This window comes from uncultured Dysosmobacter sp. (assembly GCF_947631635.1).
Classification (GTDB): domain Bacteria; phylum Bacillota; class Clostridia; order Oscillospirales; family Oscillospiraceae; genus Oscillibacter.
Map to the genome: position 1 here is coordinate 33,981 of NZ_CANRMB010000027.1, position 16,654 is coordinate 50,634.

General features: G+C 55.2%; 17 protein-coding genes. 4 read left to right on the top strand and 13 right to left on the bottom strand.

Translation table 11 applies throughout. The features are described 5' to 3' along the window. The first annotated feature begins 47 nt into the window (after positions 1-47). Positions 48-1,190, top strand: coding sequence for a sugar diacid recognition domain-containing protein (locus tag Q0Z71_RS12805; RefSeq protein ID WP_298023347.1), 1,143 nt, complete (start codon positions 48-50; stop codon positions 1,188-1,190). A 675-nt stretch (positions 1,191-1,865) separates the two neighbouring features. After that, on the top strand, positions 1,866-4,625 hold the full coding sequence (locus Q0Z71_RS12810; RefSeq protein ID WP_298023351.1) for a molybdopterin cofactor-binding domain-containing protein: 2,760 nt from the start codon (positions 1,866-1,868) through the stop codon (positions 4,623-4,625). A gap of 128 nt (positions 4,626-4,753) precedes the next feature. Here the strand turns inward: Q0Z71_RS12810 and Q0Z71_RS12815 are convergent, their stop codons facing one another. The 4 genes from Q0Z71_RS12815 to Q0Z71_RS12830 form a co-directional block, all read right to left on the bottom strand. Further along, entirely contained in the window at positions 4,754-5,191 is a 438-nt protein-coding gene (locus tag Q0Z71_RS12815; protein WP_298023354.1) for a hypothetical protein, read from the bottom strand. 6 nt (positions 5,192-5,197) lie between these two features. Then, positions 5,198-6,094, bottom strand: coding sequence for a DUF4367 domain-containing protein (locus tag Q0Z71_RS12820; RefSeq protein WP_298023357.1), 897 nt, complete (start codon positions 6,092-6,094; stop codon positions 5,198-5,200). Positions 6,095-6,146: 52 nt separating this feature from the next. Continuing rightward, on the bottom strand, positions 6,147-6,632 hold the full coding sequence (locus Q0Z71_RS12825) for an RNA polymerase sigma factor (protein ID WP_298023360.1): 486 nt from the start codon (positions 6,630-6,632) through the stop codon (positions 6,147-6,149). 71 nt (positions 6,633-6,703) lie between these two features. After that, positions 6,704-7,033, bottom strand: coding sequence for a helix-turn-helix domain-containing protein (locus Q0Z71_RS12830; RefSeq protein ID WP_298023363.1), 330 nt, complete (start codon positions 7,031-7,033; stop codon positions 6,704-6,706). Between the two features lie 437 nt (positions 7,034-7,470). Here Q0Z71_RS12830 and Q0Z71_RS12835 point away from each other — a divergent pair, with 437 nt between their 5' ends. Continuing rightward, entirely contained in the window at positions 7,471-7,749 is a 279-nt protein-coding gene (locus Q0Z71_RS12835; protein ID WP_298023366.1) for a helix-turn-helix transcriptional regulator, read from the top strand. Next, positions 7,736-8,092, top strand: coding sequence for a sporulation initiation factor Spo0A C-terminal domain-containing protein (locus Q0Z71_RS12840; protein WP_298023369.1), 357 nt, complete (start codon positions 7,736-7,738; stop codon positions 8,090-8,092). Before Q0Z71_RS12835 ends, Q0Z71_RS12840 begins: the two co-directional genes overlap by 14 nt. A gap of 148 nt (positions 8,093-8,240) precedes the next feature. On the opposite strand, the gene Q0Z71_RS12845 is transcribed toward Q0Z71_RS12840, so the two are convergent. From Q0Z71_RS12845 to Q0Z71_RS12885, 9 genes are all read right to left on the bottom strand, one after another. Then, positions 8,241-8,666: a hypothetical protein gene (locus Q0Z71_RS12845; protein ID WP_298023372.1), complete on the bottom strand. Its 426-nt coding sequence runs from the start codon at positions 8,664-8,666 to the stop codon at positions 8,241-8,243. A 94-nt stretch (positions 8,667-8,760) separates the two neighbouring features. Beyond that, positions 8,761-9,369: a ferredoxin domain-containing protein gene (locus tag Q0Z71_RS12850; RefSeq protein WP_298023375.1), complete on the bottom strand. Its 609-nt coding sequence runs from the start codon at positions 9,367-9,369 to the stop codon at positions 8,761-8,763. Next, positions 9,353-11,020 carry a dihydroxy-acid dehydratase gene (gene ilvD / locus Q0Z71_RS12855; RefSeq protein WP_298023378.1) on the bottom strand — a complete coding sequence of 556 codons (1,668 nt, stop codon included), beginning with the start codon at positions 11,018-11,020 and terminating at the stop codon, positions 9,353-9,355. Before ilvD ends, Q0Z71_RS12850 begins: the two co-directional genes overlap by 17 nt. Before the next feature lie 11 nt (positions 11,021-11,031). Continuing rightward, a complete protein-coding gene (locus Q0Z71_RS12860) occupies positions 11,032-11,973 on the bottom strand; it encodes a 3-hydroxyacyl-CoA dehydrogenase family protein (protein WP_298023381.1) in 942 nt (313 codons plus the stop codon). An 89-nt stretch (positions 11,974-12,062) separates the two neighbouring features. Further along, positions 12,063-13,340 carry a TRAP transporter large permease gene (locus tag Q0Z71_RS12865; RefSeq protein ID WP_298023384.1) on the bottom strand — a complete coding sequence of 426 codons (1,278 nt, stop codon included), beginning with the start codon at positions 13,338-13,340 and terminating at the stop codon, positions 12,063-12,065. Beyond that, positions 13,337-13,849 carry a TRAP transporter small permease gene (locus Q0Z71_RS12870; RefSeq protein WP_298023387.1) on the bottom strand — a complete coding sequence of 171 codons (513 nt, stop codon included), beginning with the start codon at positions 13,847-13,849 and terminating at the stop codon, positions 13,337-13,339. Before Q0Z71_RS12870 ends, Q0Z71_RS12865 begins: the two co-directional genes overlap by 4 nt. Positions 13,850-13,903: 54 nt before the next feature. After that, a complete protein-coding gene (locus Q0Z71_RS12875; RefSeq protein WP_298023390.1) occupies positions 13,904-14,938 on the bottom strand; it encodes a TRAP transporter substrate-binding protein in 1,035 nt (344 codons plus the stop codon). Positions 14,939-15,002: 64 nt separating this feature from the next. Continuing rightward, entirely contained in the window at positions 15,003-16,340 is a 1,338-nt protein-coding gene (locus tag Q0Z71_RS12880) for an NAD(P)H-dependent oxidoreductase (protein WP_298023393.1), read from the bottom strand. Positions 16,341-16,471: 131 nt separating this feature from the next. Beyond that, positions 16,472-16,654, bottom strand: a 183-nt coding sequence (locus Q0Z71_RS12885; protein WP_298023397.1) for a hypothetical protein, incomplete at its 5' end; no start/stop codon positions are given.

Sequence of the window (16,654 nt, forward strand, 5' to 3'; positions counted from 1 at the left end):
AATATTTTAAAAAATATTCTATAATTATTGTAAAAATCACAAGGTTGGTGAGGGCTATATACATCAGCAGACAACATGCGCAGAGTATCGTCAATGAGATGAAGGCAGCGATTCACCGGGATATCAATATCATGGACGGAGACGGTGTCATCCTCGCCAGCACCAATCCTGCCCGCCAGGGGCAGCTCCACCAGGGGGCGCTGCGGATCATCCGGGAGGGGCTTCCCTCCCTGGTCATCAGGCACGATATCCCGGAGCAGGGCGTTCAGCAGGGCATCAACCTGCCCATCACGATCAACGGCAGGCTGGAGGGCGTGATCGGCATCACGGGAGACCCGGAGGAGGTCTCTGCTTTTGGCGATATCATCAAGCGGATGACGGAAATCATGCTGGAAAGCATTCAGCGGCAGGAACAGCAGGAGCTGTTGGAAAAGGCCAAGAGCCTCTTTGTGGAAAACTGGTTGTTTTCTGATGCCCCTGACTGGGGGGAGTTGGAGACCCGCGGCCGCCTGCTGGGTCTGGACATCAATGCGCCTTATGCGGTAGCACTTCTGGGGCTGGAGGAGGCTGATACTGGAAAAAAGTCCCGGACAGAGGAGCTGAGTGAGATGCGCAGCGGGCTGATCCTGGGAATGATCCGAAGCCGCATGCAGGGACAGCCGGCCAATTTCTGCGCGGTGATCCGCAGCAAGATCATTGTGCTTCTGTGCGGCGCCAGCCGGAATGAAGCCTTTATGACGGTCAGGGATATCTGTCAAAATATCGAAAGCTACCATGGGCTTCGGACAAACGCCGGCATCAGCGACAGCTCCATGGCTCCGGTGGACATCCGGCGCTGCTACCTGGAGGCAAAGACCGCCCAGGCGGTGGCGGCCCAATCCTCTGACAGGCGGGTGGTATTTTATGACCAGGTATCCCTGGAATTTATCGTTCAGAGCATACCGCCCTCCATCCGGCAGGACTTAAACAAATTGATTTTTTCCGCCTGTACGCCGCAGGAACAGAGGGAATTCACCCAGACGATATGGACGTATTTTGAGTGGGACGGCGACATTCAAAAATGTGCCGGGCACCTGTTTATTCACCGCAACACCTTTCAGTATCGAATGGACCGCATCAAAAGAAAGACTGGTTATGATCTGAAAGTCCCCAAGGATGCGCTGCTGCTCTATCTAACGCTGAACAACTGAACAGCCTTTCCGGAAATCCCCTTCCATGCCGCCGCTTCTTTGTGCAGATCCGCTGCGGGTTTGCGGACGCCGCCTGCGCAAAAGCATTTCGGAACCAGCCTTCCAAAATGCTTTTCACGGTCGTCATGATGATATGATTTGCGGCAATTCCCATCCGGATTGTTCGCCTATATTCAGGAAACAGCGCAGATAAGACGTTCTCTGTCTCTCCAACGCAAAACGGGGTCCGCCCTGATGGGTGCGAATCTCGCCTTTCGTCTATGCGGCGCAGTGCCTACTCTTCCGCGGCAGCGCCAATATGCATCCCCATGTAATGAAAACCGCTTTCCGTCACGAAGATGATATGATATACTGCAGCTACTCAAGCGGCCGCTCCCCGCGGCTCTGAACATCTGGAGAAAATCGCCTTGCGGATGATCTCCCTGCCTTGGCGGTGGATTCCGCCGATTTTCCAAAAGGATGCAGGTCCCAGCAGCGGCGGGCCGTCTGTCCCTCTGTTCACGCGGACCTCCATCTTTGTGCGTTAAAAGCAAACAGGGACAACGCGGAGTCCCTGAATTTCCATAACCCCATGACAATGGCAAGCCTTGTCTCTTTAAGCGCGCTCCTTGCGGAGTAACATCGCAATATCACGCGGGACCATAGGAGCGCAAACAGAAATAGGAGGTATTCGGAATGGGACAGGTCACATTCATTCTGAATGGCAGGGAGACCACGGCCGTTTATGCGGACCGGCAAACCTTATTGAAGTATCTGCGCAATGTGGAGTGCCTGAAGGGCAGCAAGGAGGCCTGCGGTACCGGGCACTGCGGCGCGTGCAGTGTGATCATCGACGGAAAACTGGCGCGTTCCTGCGTCACGATGATGAAAACGCTTGCGGGCAAACAGGTGGAGACCATTGAACATGCAGCCCAGGACGGCGAACTGTCTGTGATCCAACGGTCCTTTCTGGATGCCGGCGCGGTCCAATGCGGGTTTTGCACGCCGGGTATGGTCATGGCCGCGAAGGTCCTGCTGTCCAAAACCCTGGAGCCAACCGAAGACGAGATCTATGAGGGGCTGAAGCACAATTACTGCCGCTGCACCGGCTATGTCAAGATCATAGAGGCGGTGAAGCTGGCCGCGGCCCGCCTACGGGGAGAGGCGGCCGGGATCGACGATTTTCGCAGTCATGAAAAGACCTCTATCGTGATCGGAAAGGACCAGGTCGTTCCCCCTATCAAGGGTACGGCTGTTGGAAAACCGGCTTGGGATGTGGATGGCTTTGAAAAGGTCACCGGCGCTTTAAAATTCTGCGACGATTACGATGCCTCCGAATTCGGAGAGGACGAGATGCTCCACGGCGCTTTTGTCTGGGCGCCGGTGCCCCATGCCAGGATCAGCCGGGTGGATTACAGTGACGCGGAAAAAGCCGCGGGCGTCGTTCGCGTCATCACTTATCAAGACGTGCCGGGGCTGAACAAGATCGGCACATGGACGCCGGAGCAGCCGGTCTTCTGCGCGGATGAGGTGCGCTTTCTCGGAGATTACATCGCTTTGGTAGTGGCTGACACGGAGGCCCACGCCCGGGCGGCGGCCAAATTGGCAAAGATCCACTATGAGGTGCTGCCGGGACTTTATTCCATGGCGGAAGGCGTAAAAGCGGGAAGCTATATCGTGCAGACCCGCCGCGAGAGCGGGGATGTGGATGCGGCGAAACAGAATCCCGATCTGGTGAGGGTCCGTGTTTCCAAAGAGATCCAGCCCCAGGAGCACGCCTGCATGGAGCCTGTCTCCGCCATCGGGTATGGCCACGGGGGACGGGTGACTGTATATTCCTGCACGCAGGCCCCCTTTGAGGTCCGGGCCATGCTGGCGAAAAATCTGGACATGCCGGAGGAGCGGATCCGCGTGGTCGCCACGCCGCTGGGCGGCGGATTCGGAAAGAAGTGCGACTCCTTTCTGGAAGCGCCGGCCGCCGTGGCTGGATACGTCTGCCAGAAACCCGTGAAGGTCACCCTGACGCGGCAGGAGGACCTCATCGTGACGACCAAGCGCCACGGGTATCACACGGATTATGAGATCGGCTTTACAAAGGACGGCAAGTTCCAGTACCTGGACAGCCATATGTTCTCCGACGGAGGCCCGTATCAATGCGAGAGCTACGGCACATTGATGACCGGGTGCCTGATGTCCGGCGGTCCCTATATCATAGAAAACGTCCGGGTGGACGCCCGCTGCATCCGGAACAACAGCCTGCAGGGCGGCGCGTTCCGCGGCTACGGCATCAATCAGGCGGCCATCTCCATTGAGACCGCCATGGATATGATGGCGGAGAAGCTGCACATCGACCCCTTTGAGCTGCGGCGGTGGAACGCTGTATATCCCGGCTCTTACTCCGTCGGCGGCGAGCTGCTGGAGAGCAGCATGGGGATGCATGATACCATCGACCAGTGCGAAAAGCGGCTGAAGGAGGCCCTGCGGGAATACGAGGGGCTGTATCCCAACGGCACCAAGGTCCTGGGCTGGGGCATGGCCTCCGGCTTTAAAAACTCCGGCGTCGGCAAGGGGATCTTCATCGACGACGGTGCCTGTAAGCTGACCATGATGGAAGATGGCCGGCTGCAAATGATCGTCTCCGGCACTGATATGGGGCAGGGGTTCCGCACCGCTATGGTCCAGATCGCGGCGGAGACATTGGATATGGACATGAAGGATATCGACATCATCGTCGGCGACACGGATATCACGATCCCCACCGGCGAATCCGTATCCGAGCGCCAGACGCTGTGCGATGGCCGGGCGGTCTATGAGGCCTGCGTGAAGCTGCGGGAGGAACTGGCGGCAGACCCCTGGAAGCCAGGCGAAACCCGGCGCGCCGAGTATTATTTCCAGGCCCCGGAGTGCTTTGCGGTGGGCGATTTTGAAGGGGCTGAAGCCAAGGGCCTGCGCTATCGAAATTTCCCGGCCTACGCATATGCCACCCAAGCCGCTATCGTGGAGGTGGATAAGGCCACCGGCAAGGTCCGGGTGCTGAAGATCATTGCCGCCCACGATGTGGGCAGGGCCATCAACCCCCGCATCATAGAGGGGCAGATGGAGGGCTCCTGTTCCATGGGCCAGGGCTATGCGCTGACGGAGGGGTATCCCGCCAAAGACGGCTATCCTGTTAAGCGATTCTACAAGGATCTGGGCCTCCCCAAAGCGGAGGATACCCCCGACTACGAATTGATCCTCATCGAGGACCCGGAGCCCATCGGGCCCTATGGGGCGAAGGGCATCTCCGAAGTCGCCACTGTGCCGGTCACCCCGGCCATTCTGAACGCCATCTACAACGCCATCGGTGTGCGGATCGACCGGGTCCCAGCATCTCCCGAGGTGATTTTGGAGGCCATTCGGACCGGCAGGTGTGATGTTCCCACCATGGCGGAGATGGTGGAGCGCTTGAACGGGTAAGAAATGGGCGGCGTCACCCCCTCCTTCGGCAGCAGGGGGCGGAGGCGGGCACAATAAAAAACGGGTCAGGCTCTGACTGGGCCTGACCCCGTTTCTTTTATTGCGGATATTGGTGTCCATAGGGTGTGTTAGCGGATAGCCCGCTTGACGGATGTTGAATAAAGCTTTGTGTCACTGCCACCGTCTTTGGCGGCATAGCAATAAACGTCGGCATAATAGTAGTAGCCAACTTCGCCCGAATGTACCACCGGACTATCATAATATGTGGTTGTTTTCGATTTCAGCATCTCGGGGTAATCATCACTCTTGTATGTTGCAACTCGTGTAAAATTCTTGCCATCCGTAGATTCATAGATATAAATCTTGCTGGCCCCAATCTCATCCATAGAACCAACACCAGCGACATCAACTGTAACAGCTATCTCTCCACCTCTTAAAGGTGTTATAGTCGCACTGTATCCGTCAAGATAAGCACTAGACCGGGCTAAAGCAAATGTGCATAAAAAACTTGACAGTATGCAAACTGCAATGATCCCATAGGAAAAAATTCTTTTGAAGTGTTTCAATTTTTGTCATTCTCCTTCATAAATAGAGTTAATAATCATTTTTATCTCCTTTTCAGAAACCATTCCAGATATGCGACATTCTAATTCACCATTTTTCCAGAACGCCTTTTGGCGTCCCAAGTCAGATAGTAAATAGTGCTTTATTCCACCTTCAAAATATGTCTTTACATCAGGATCATCTATTTCGAGGCTGCTAAAATCCTCGTTCCCTACTTCTTTATATCTAATCTGCAATACTTCATCATTACTTACATAGTCTGCTCGAATCAAAATTTTCCCATACTCATTAGCAGCCACTACTTCTGTAAGCTCAAACTGTTCTGGTATCTCATGCGGAACAATAGGCGCATCAATCCCAAAAGCATCCACAGCCTCCTGCAAAGTATCATAAGATGCCTGTTCCCCCTCTTCCAGGGGATTCGTACGGATTATGGCATAGTCCGCGGAACTTCCGCCGATTTGGAATATTTCAGAGGTAATACGAACAACAATATTCCAGATACCCCAGTCTGCATGAGCTGTCACAGCGCCAAAAAGCACGACCACCACTGCGGCAATGGGCAAAAACTTGAGAAATTTCCGTTTGGAACGTTTCTTTTCAGGAGATGAAACAGGTGTCCCGGCAGATTCGGCCTCCATGGCCGCAAACAGGTCCGCGTGCCTCCGATGGAACTGCTCCAGACTCTCCTGCGGATCAGGGGGCTCGGGCAGAGGGTCCGCTTCATCCAGCTTCTCCAGCAGGGCGTCCAGCTGGTCTGTATCCACGTCTCCATCCGGGTCCTGGAACAGAAGGTCTGCCAGCTCGTCCAGCAGCTGCTCCCGGGTATCGTTCAGATGACTTTGAATTTGCGTAGAATCGTCGCCGGCTCTGCCGAGCACCGGGTCCATTCCGGCATCAGGCATCTCTTGCACCTCCTAACCTTTCTATTTGTCGAGACCCGTCGAAAGTAACGGATCATCCGGAAGAATTTTCTATCAATTCTTGATAGTGGACCTTGGCCCGGTGGAGCCGCATCTTGCTGGCACTTGCGGTACAGCCCAGTTCTTTGGCGATCTCCGTATGCTTAAAGCCCACTGCATAGTGCAGATACAGCATCCGCTTCTCTTCTTCGCTCAGCTCCCGCGGCAGCGCCTCAAGGAAATTGTCATGCTCGTATGGATCATCGGCGGCCAGCTTATACATCGTTTCAATGCTGACCTCCCGTCTGTTGCAGGCCCTGTTGATCTCGTTCTTCGACTTGTTGGTCACCGTCTTGAGCAGCCATCCCCATATATTCTCGTAGTTCCGGACCTTATCATAGTTCAGCAAAAGTGTCTCGAACGTACTCTGTACGATATCCTCCGCAAGCTGGCGGTCCCACACGATACGCATGGCGGCATTGAACATTTTGGGGTAATATTTCAAATAGATCTTGTCAAACCAATCCTGCCCAGAGTCCATACAGCATCCTCCTTTCCTTGCGTTCTCCCTTAACAGGGGCAGAGGCCGGATCACGCCAGGGTTGGCATGGCTTATTTGCTGGGATAGTCCGCACAGGCCCGGAGGATCTCCTCCACCCATGCCAGGTAATCTTTGGAGCGGCCTTCCAGCATCACCTGGATATTATGGATGCCGGCGTTGTGCTCCGGCCCCCGGAGCAGCGCGTCATAGCTCACGTGAAAGGTCTCCGCCAGCGCCTGCAAAACTTTGATGCTCACGAATTTTTCACCGCGCTCCACCCGGGAGATAAAGGTCGTTCCAACGTTGATCCTCTCCGCCAGCTGGGCTTGCGTCAGGTGGGCGGCCTTCCGAAAATGCAGGATGTTCTGTCCCATCAAAACCGCCAGTGGATCTCTTTCCATAGTCTTATCCCTCACTAGTCCTGATAGTAAAATTATATTTCCCTCAAGTAAAAATGGGAATATCCTGACAGCACGAAAAAAATTTATTCCAGGTCATTTTTTTGTAAAATATCGCCAAAAATAATGTAAAGATTTGGGCGTTTGGGAAAATTTGGCAGACCACGTTACCTTTTCCCTTTTTCTAAAAATCATGTATTAGGGGAAGTTTTTCTATGTGGGTTTTCTGCCAACTTGGACGCCCAAAGCGAAAAGCATCCGCCAAGCCACTGGGGCGCCAAGTGATCCTTGCTGCCCCGGTGATTTTTCAGAAAGGAGGTTTGATTCGCGGCTGGCCCGCGGATATCTTTGACTGCGCCAGGAGGTACGCCTCGTGGTGCAGACCGGCAGCGCTCATTAAAATTTCCCCGTAAATTGTCGAAAAAAGGGGAAATTTTTCAATGAACGAACTGCGTGAACTCTACAGGGAAGCCTCGAAAAACTTTATGGCCGATAGGATCAAGCAATTCCGCAGGAGCAAAGACCTGTCCCAGGAGGCCATGGCCGAACAGCTCCGGATCGATCCCCGCTCCTATTCCGATCTGGAACGCAAGGTTTACAGCTGTTCTCTGCTGACGTTTTTCTTTTTCACAAGGCAGCTGTCGGACGAAGCCATTCTCCAGCTTCTGAAAGCGATCGGCGCTGCGCTGGAAAGGATCGACGGCCATGATGTTGCTTGAAAACGAGAACCTGACGGTGGAGATTTACAGCCTTTTGTACCAGCTGGGCGCATCGGCCACCTCCACCAGCTTTTTTCAGACTGCCTACGCGGTGCGCCTTGCCGTGGAACAGCCTCAGGCCCTGCTGATGGTGACCAAATGGCTGTATCCCGAGGTGGCCCGGCAGTACCGCACCAACTGGAAAGCTGTGGAGCGCAACATCCGGCGGCTGGTAGCGGCCGTGTGGGACAAGCATCCGGACCTGCTCTGTGAGATCGCCCGGAGGCGGCTTCTCCATGCGCCAACCGTGACGCAATTCCTCTCCATTCTCGCCGCGCATATCGCCCCGACCTCCGCCGCCTGACCCGGCCGCCCAGTTACATCCGGTTTAAAAGTCCCCCGCAGAGCCTTCATGGCCTGCGGGGGACTTATGTATACGGTCTTTCCAGCCACGGGACTCCTCCAGAAACACACGGAGTCGGAGATACCGGCAGAGCGGAGGTATGAAACGCTCAGAGCCAGGGGTGCTGGTAGGGTCCGGGTTCCTCGCCGCAATAGAGGCCGTAGGCGTCGCAGATCCAGTAGCTGCCGCCGATATTCACCCGGCACCACTGGTGGCCCCACTGGTTCTCATTCACATGTTCGTACGGGATGCCCAAAATGTTCAGGCACAGGCCCGTCGCCCAGGTGCAGCCTGCGCAGGAAGCGGTCTTCAGCACAAAATAGCCATAGGGGTCATTGTAATGGGGCGTGTCGGTGGAATAGGACATGCCGCTGTCAAACAGCCTGCGGAGCTCCCGGGCGATTCCATACAGCTGCTCTTCCGTGGACTTTTTCGTCAGCGGCGTGACGATCTCCAGCGCAGCGTCATAAGCGGCTTGCAGCTCGGCGTCCGTACATTTCTTTTGGATGCTTTTCAGATTTGCCAGTTCCTTCATGGGCACCGGCTCAAACGGGGCCTTTTCCAGTGTGATGGCCTTTCTGAGAAATCGTTTGATCTTGCGGACCTCGATCTTCGGAAAATGAGGACACTCAGTCCACAAAAATTGGCTTTGAAATGGACACCATATTCCGGTCGTAGAAAATACTCTTTCCTGAGACCGACAGAGGAATACCATAGGCCAGTGTGATCTTCCGCTGGAAGAAGTTTCCCCGGATGGCTGCCTTACCGACGCTGAACATAATCCGATTATCCACCCGGCAACCTGCAGCGATGCTCACTGCAGATCCCAGAGCGATACCGAGGTTGACCCCGGAAAAGGCGCAGGTCACGCCGTTTGCTCTGGCTTCGCCGCAGTTTTTCATACCACAATAGCTGCAGTGAGGTGTTGCCATATAGGATGCAATGGCGCCGGCCAGTACCACACACTGGGCTTTGCGTACATTCTCCGCGTCCCGACTATAAAAATCCATGCCGGTTTCCTTGGCCAGGACGCACATGATTTCAGCAAGCCTCTCCTTGTCCTCACCATCTACGACGACGGTTTCTAAGGTGTCCGCTCCACAGGATTTCGGAGCGGTCCGGATGGCCGCCGCCATCATGGCGGCAGTCTGGTCAATGGCCTTCTCATCCAATTGTGTTCCGTAATATTTCATAAATATTTCCTTTCTAATTAAACGCAGTTTACAGCGCTTCGTCATCCAGGATCGCGCCCATATTGGCAGAGGTGACCATAGCGCGGTAGCGCTTGAGGTAGCCGGAGACCTGCTTGGGGGGCTGGGGAACGGTCTTGGCCTTGCGGGCCTCGATCTCCTCGTCGGAGACCAGCAGCTGGATGGAGTGGTTGGGAATGTCGATGGCGATCTGGTCGCCGTCCTGGATGTACGCCATCAAGCCGCCCGCCGCCGCCTCGGGAGAGACGTGGCCGATGGACGCGCCCCGGCTCACGCCGGAGAACCGGCCGTCCGTCACCAGTGCGCAGGTGGAGTCCAGGCCCATGCCTGCCAGCGCTGCAGTGGGAGACAGCATCTCCCGCATGCCGGGGCCGCCCTTGGGACCCTCATAGCGGACCACCACCACATCTCCGGAAACTACCTTGCCCGCATACAGGCCCTCACAGCAGGCCTCCTCGCTGTCAAAACACTTGGCAGGGCCGGTGTGGACCATCATCTCCGGCAGCACCGCGCCCTTCTTCACCACAGCGCCGTCGGGCGCCAGGTTGCCGTACAGCACCGCCAGGCCGCCGGTCTGGGAGTAGGCGTGCTCCCGGTCGCGGATCACGTCCTCGTCCATGATCTCCGCCCTGGCGATACGGTCCGCCCAGGTGCCGTCCACGGTCCTGGCAGTGGGGTCGATGAGGCCCATATCGTGCAGGCGTTTCATCACGGCGCTCAGGCCGCCGGCGCTGTTCAGATCAACCAGGCAGTGCACTCCGGCGGGATTCAGCTTTACCAGATGGGGAACATTGTCACTGACATCGTTGACGCCGTTCAGATCGAAGGCCACACCGGCCTCATGAGCGATGGCGGGCAGGTGCAGCATGGTGTTGGTGGAGCAGCCCAGGGCCATATCGGCGGCCAGACCGTTCTTGATGGCCTTCTCCGTCACGATATCCCGGGGGCAGATGTTGTCCCGGACCAGATCCAGGATCTTCATGCCCGCGTGCTTGGCCAGCAAAATGCGCTGACTTTCCACGGCGGGAATGGTGCCGTTGCCGGGTAGGCCCAGGCCCAGGATCTCCGTCATGCAGTTCATGGAGTTGGCGGTGAACATGCCCGCGCAGGAGCCGCAGCCGGGGCAGGAGTGCTCGACCAGCTCCTGTGCCTCGCGCCCCGTCATCTTGCCGGTGCGCACGGCGCCGGGAGCCTCAAAGGCATCCGTCAGCGCCACCTTTTTGCCGTTGGCCCTGCCGGGCATCATGGGGCCGCCGGAGCAGAAGATGGCAGGCACATTCACCCGTAGGGCGGCCATGATCATGCCGGGCACGATCTTGTCGCAGTTGGGGATGAACACCAGACCGTCAAAGGGGTGGGCGTTGGCCATGATCTCTACAGAGTCCGCGATGTGCTCCCGGCTGGGCAGGGAGAAGAACATGCCCTCGTGGTTCATGGCGATGCCGTCGCACACGCCGATGGCGGGGAACTCGATGGGGGTGCCGCCGGCCATGCGGATGCCGGCCTTCACCGCCTCGGCGATCTTGTCCAGATGCATATGGCCGGGGATGATCTCATTCTTGGCGCTGACCACGCCGATGATGGGGCGGGACAGCTCCTCGTCCGTCAGACCCAGGGCACGAAATAATGCCCGATGGGGAATGCGGTCCACACCGCTCTTCATCAAATCACTACGCATGCTTCTCCTCCTTACTTCTTCTTGTTGAAATACAGGACCTTGGCCAGCTCGATGTACATGCGGTCCCGCTCCCGGATGGCCTCGTCGGCCTTATCGCCGGAGTAGTCGTAGAAGCCCTTTCCGCTCTTCACACCCAGCTTGCCTTCCTCCACCATCTTCTTCAGAACAGGGCTCTCCACCTTGTCGTCGGCCAGATCCGCGTTCAGATAGCTGGAGATATGGTCAAAGGTATGGATGCCGCCGTGGTCCGCCACGCCGAAGGGGCCCAGAACCGCGTAACGCAGGCCCATGCCCGCCTTCAGAACGGTGTCCACGTCCTCATAGGTGGCGGCGCCGATCTCCACGATGTGGAGGGCCTCCCGCAGGACGGCGAACTGGATGCGGTTGATGATGAAGCCGTTGATGTCGCCGACGACGACAGGCTGCTTGCCCAGGCCCTCCACCAGCTTGCGCATCTTCTGGACGTTCTCGGGACTGGTCTTCTCTCCGGCGATGATCTCGCACAGGGGCAGCAGGTGAGGCGGATTGAGCCAGTGCTGGCCCATGAACCGCTCAGGGTATTTGCAGGCCTCGGCGATCTCGGTGATGTGCAGGCCGGAGGTATTGGTGGCCAGCAGGGCCTCCTTGGGGGTGATCTCGGAGATCTCCCGGAAGAAGCCTTGCTTGATGTCCATGCGTTCCACCGTGCTCTCCACCACCAGGCAGCAGTCCCGGAACACCTCTTTGTCCTGGGTGAAGTGGATGCGGGCAACAGCCGCCTCGGACTCTTCCTTGGTGATGAGTCCCTCCTTGACCATGGTCTCCTGGTTCAGCGCGATGAGGTGCTTGCCATTTTCGATACCGGCCTCAAACGCGTCATAGCCCCAGGTCTCGTATCCGGCCAGGGCGTACACCTGGCAGAGAGACGCGCCCATGATGCCCGTCCCCGCCATCACCACTTTGTTTGTGTTCATTGCATATATCCTCCCAATATGAAGATTGGGCTGTATCGACCAAACGCCAAATCGATACAGCCCATCATTGATTAGCTGCGCTTTTCTTTTTAATCGATCAGCGAAGGCAGCCAGGTCGTCATAAACGGCGCATATGTGACCAGAAGCAGAACCACAACGCCAATTGCGATCAGCGGCAGGGCCGACTTCAGGGTCTTGATGAAATTTGCGCCCGCAGTCTGGTTGGTCATCAGCAGGCACATGCCGACAGGAGGCGTTACCAAGCCGATGCAGAGGTTGAAGCTCATCATGATGCCAAAGGTCAGCGGGTCGATCCCATAGGCTGTCAGCAGCGGGAGCAGCAGCGGCGTCATCATGACAATGGCCGCATTGGCTTCCATCAGCATGCCGATCACCAGGAACAGGACATTCAGCAGCAGAAGGATGACGATCTTACTGTCTGTAATACTGCGGAACAGCGTGAGGATCTGCTGCGGCAGCCCAGAGGTCGTTACCACATAGCTTGTCACTTTGGAAAGCCCCATCAGCATCAGGATCGTCGTAGAACCCAGGGCGCTGTCCACCAGGACTTCATAAAACTCTTTTAGGGACATATCCCTGTAGATGAAGAAACTGACGATCAGCGCATAGGCCACTGCCACCGCAGCGGATTCGGATGCCGTAAAAATGCCGCCGAAAATGCCGCCCAGAATGATCACAGGCATCAACAGTGCCCAGATACTCGCTTTGAATGTTTTCAGCACTTCCTTGCCGCCCATCCGTTTGTGAGACGGCAATTTGTGGCGCTTGCCATAGATCATGCAGTATATGATCAGAGACGCGGCCAGCACAATCCCGGGAAGCGCGGAACCAATAAACAGTTTGGAAACAGAGAGGTTTGTCACACAGTTTGCATATACGATCAGGGTGATAGACGGCGGAATGATCGGTCCTAAGCAGGCCGCCATACCGGAAACCGCAGCCGCGAAGTGGTCAGGATAGTCGTCTCCCTTCATTGCGGGGATCATCATGCCGCCAATTGCTGAAGCCGTGGCAACTCCGGAACCTGAAATCGCGCCAAACAGAGCGGACGCCGCAACTGTAACAACAGCCAAACTCCCTCGTACCTGTCCAAATACCGCATTTGCCACATCCACCAATTTCTTTGTGATCGTTCGGGACATGATGTTTCCCGCCAAAATGAACAGAGGGATCGCCAGCAGAGATGCCGAGTTCATCCCGCCAAACAGCTTTTGCGGCAACACGATCAGCGGCATGTCCGCAATATTTAGAGAGATCAGCGCGCCAATGCCTAACGCCAGATAGATCGGCAGTCCCAGAAACGAAAGCACCAGCAGGCAGATGATCACAATCAAGCCTGGATTCATTCGCGCGTCCCCCCCTCCGCCTTCAGTTTTTTGAGTTGGTCAATATTCTTCAGCACCACCTCAATGGACGCCAGCAGCATCAAAATGGACCCGATGGGAATGCATGTATACGGGACCATCATGGACACGCCCAGGCCCGCGGACATATTCGCGGAGGATGCCGTGCACAGCGTCAGCGAGTAGGAAAACAGGAACACCAAAAATACCATGCCGATCAGCGTCGATATGATGTTGGAGATGCAGCGCGCCTTGGGCTTCAGAGTATTGATCAGGAAATCCACCTGCAAATGTGTATTCTTTTGAATCGCCAGTGCGGATGCGATCAATGCGTCATAGATAAAAATGTACCGTGCAAGTTCCTCAGACCAAGCATTTGCCGCAGTAAAGCAATACCGCAGGATCACCTGGTACAAAACCACCGCGACTAACAGAACGCCTGTGACCGCAAGGAACACTTTTTCGATTTTCGCAATGACATCCATAAACTTGCTGTATATCTGCAATATCATGTTGTCACCTCAACTCATGTGAACCAGGTTTCCCCGTTTCAGGAAGCGTATTTTTTATGCATTGGGGTCCAGGGCTTTGATCTGGTTGGCCCAATCCACCAGGTCGGGGAAATTCGCCTCAGCAAATCCGTCAAAATATTCGATAAAGGCCGGGGTATCGATCTCAATGACCGTGCATCCCTCTTCAACAAGAGCCTTTTCCGTCTCAGACGCGAGATCCAGCGCGGCATTTGTAACAACCTCACTGGCATAATCCGCAGCTTCCACACAGGCATCCTGAATGTCTGCAGGCAGTGAGTTGAAATAGTCCTGAGACATAATCACCACGTTCGTACCATACGCATGATTCGTCTTGATCCAATATTTGCAGACCTCGTCGAACGCATAGTTTTTAGAGTCCTGAATGGGATTTTCCTGGCCGTCAACGGTTTTCTGCTGCAAAGCGGTATACACTTCGTTCATTGCCATGGGGGTAGGAGCCGCCTTCAGCCATTCCCAGGTCTTGATATAAGCGGGCTGGTTGGGGACACGGATTTTAAAGCCCGCAAAGTCTTTGATATCCTTCATTTCATAGGTTGCACAGACGATACGGGGGTTCCGGTATGTAGCTCCCAGCAGCTTGAACCCAGACTCCTCGCCGACGGCATCCTTGATCTCCTGCCCTAAATCGCCGCTCCAGACGGCTTTCCAGTGGTCAAATCCAGAGTAAATGAAGGGGAACACGTCAATATTGGCCTTTGGGCTGAAGGACGCCATGATAGAAACTGACTCCACCATGCAGTCCGCCACGCCATAGCTCATCCCCTCCAGGACTTCGGAAGTAGATCCCAATGCCGCGCCGCCGTACAGTTCAACTTTTACTTTGCCGCCTGTCAGCTCTGTGATCTTTTCCGCAAACGCGGCACCCATATCATAGGCATTGTCGCCTTCTGAAGAGTTCAGCGCCATCTTCCAGACATATTCAGCTTCTCCAGCAGTCGGTTGAGGATCAGAGGGATTCGGAGTATCAGCAGAGGTCTTTCCGCCGCAGCCGGCCAGGATGGTCATCAGCATCAACGTGGATAGGATCAGCGAAAACATCTTTTTCATAATTCTACCTTCCTTTTCTATTTATCCTCAATGTATGTCCTCAAATCTCAGCAGCTATGGATGTTTATTTCACCAGTTCAGCCATTTCCCGCCTGAGCTGCATGGTCAAGCAGTTCTGATCATATTCAACATCGTTATACGTAAGGAATTCACCGGCCTTGATATCCCGCAGCACACGTTTATTCGCACTGAAATTCAAAGGCAGCAGGGCATTCTGGACAGAGGTTTTTGCAGGAACCGCCTCGCCATATACATAATAGCCGCCCTCTCCATCCAAAATCGTACCTGCCGGGATGTCAAACTTTGCAACAGCGACCACATCTGCGTTAAAGGCCCTGGGGCAGCCGGTAGGCTCGCGCCGCGTGCCGATAGATGCAACAGAAATATTCAGTTCGAGACCGATCATATGGTTTGGCCGGTAAAGGCTGGTGTACTCGCCCGTCTCATCGGTGACCATGCCGTATTCCCGATAGCAGTCCTGCATGTATTCAGAGTCGCCCTTTAAGGTCACATAGATTCCGAAACGTAAATCACGGAAAACCGGACGGCCATCACGCTCCTCGCTGGCAACGACTTCAACCATACCGCTGTGGTCCAAAATACCGCCATCAGCTTTTGGCTTAAGCAGGCGCGGCAGATGGTCTGCACCGCAAGCAGGGAATTTCAAACCATCCACAGGTGGAAGCAGGCCAGTGCAGTTCGATACACACGCCATTTCGATAGCGGACTTCGTGCCATCCAGGAAAGAGTTAAACAGTTTTGGATTCATGCCGCTTTTCTCGGCGTGTTCGGCCGGAATCCCATAGTAACCCCAGATCGTTTCCGGTGTGGACTGATGGTACTGCGGCTGGAAACGCGTGCCCTTTCCTGCACAAACAACCTCAAATCCCGCAGTCCTAGCCCAGTCGACCATTTCGCAGATCTCGGCGGGCTGATCACCATATGCCAGTGAATAGACAACTCCAGCCTCTTTTGCGCGCTTCGCCAAAATGGGACCAGCCAGAATATCTGCCTCCACATTCACATTTACGATATGCTTTCCGTATTTGAAGCAGTTTAAGGAGGTCTGCACGCCCAGTTCTGCAATGCCCGTGCAGTCGATGATCACCTCTGTGAACGGCGATGCGATCAATTCGTCGGCACTGTTGATCACACAGGTTTTTCCTGTCTTGTACGCCTCCTCCAGTGACTTTGCATTGACTTGACTATCCGGCCATTTCGTCCGCTTCAGGCTGGCAAATGCACGGGGGATATTCAGCTCCGCAATGCCTACCAGGTGGATGCCCGGTACTTTTCGGACCTGGGAGAGGTACATTGTTCCAAACTTGCCTGCGCCGATCAGGCCTACCCGAACAGGTGCCCCCACTTCTTGCTTCTTCTGCAGCATAGTGTAAAAATTCATAGCATCCTCCTTATTGATACTGGGTATCAGTAAACTCCAAGGGCATATACGGAGCTTCTCTGTGCAACATGTCCAATATTGTCGGGTATTTTACAGGTTCTATTGTCGTATCCGCCCTTTCTGTTTTTAGCTTAGCAAAGCTGGCGGCCTGTCCGCAATGTTCCAGCCAACCAGCATTTCAGGCAGAACCCTGTATATTCTGCACACCATCTCCCCTTTGCCCCATGTTTGCAAAATGCTGTTAGCGCCGGGCGAAAATCGCCATTCCGGGCCGGGCGAAAATCGCCAATTTTGGCCGGATGAAAATCGCCAAT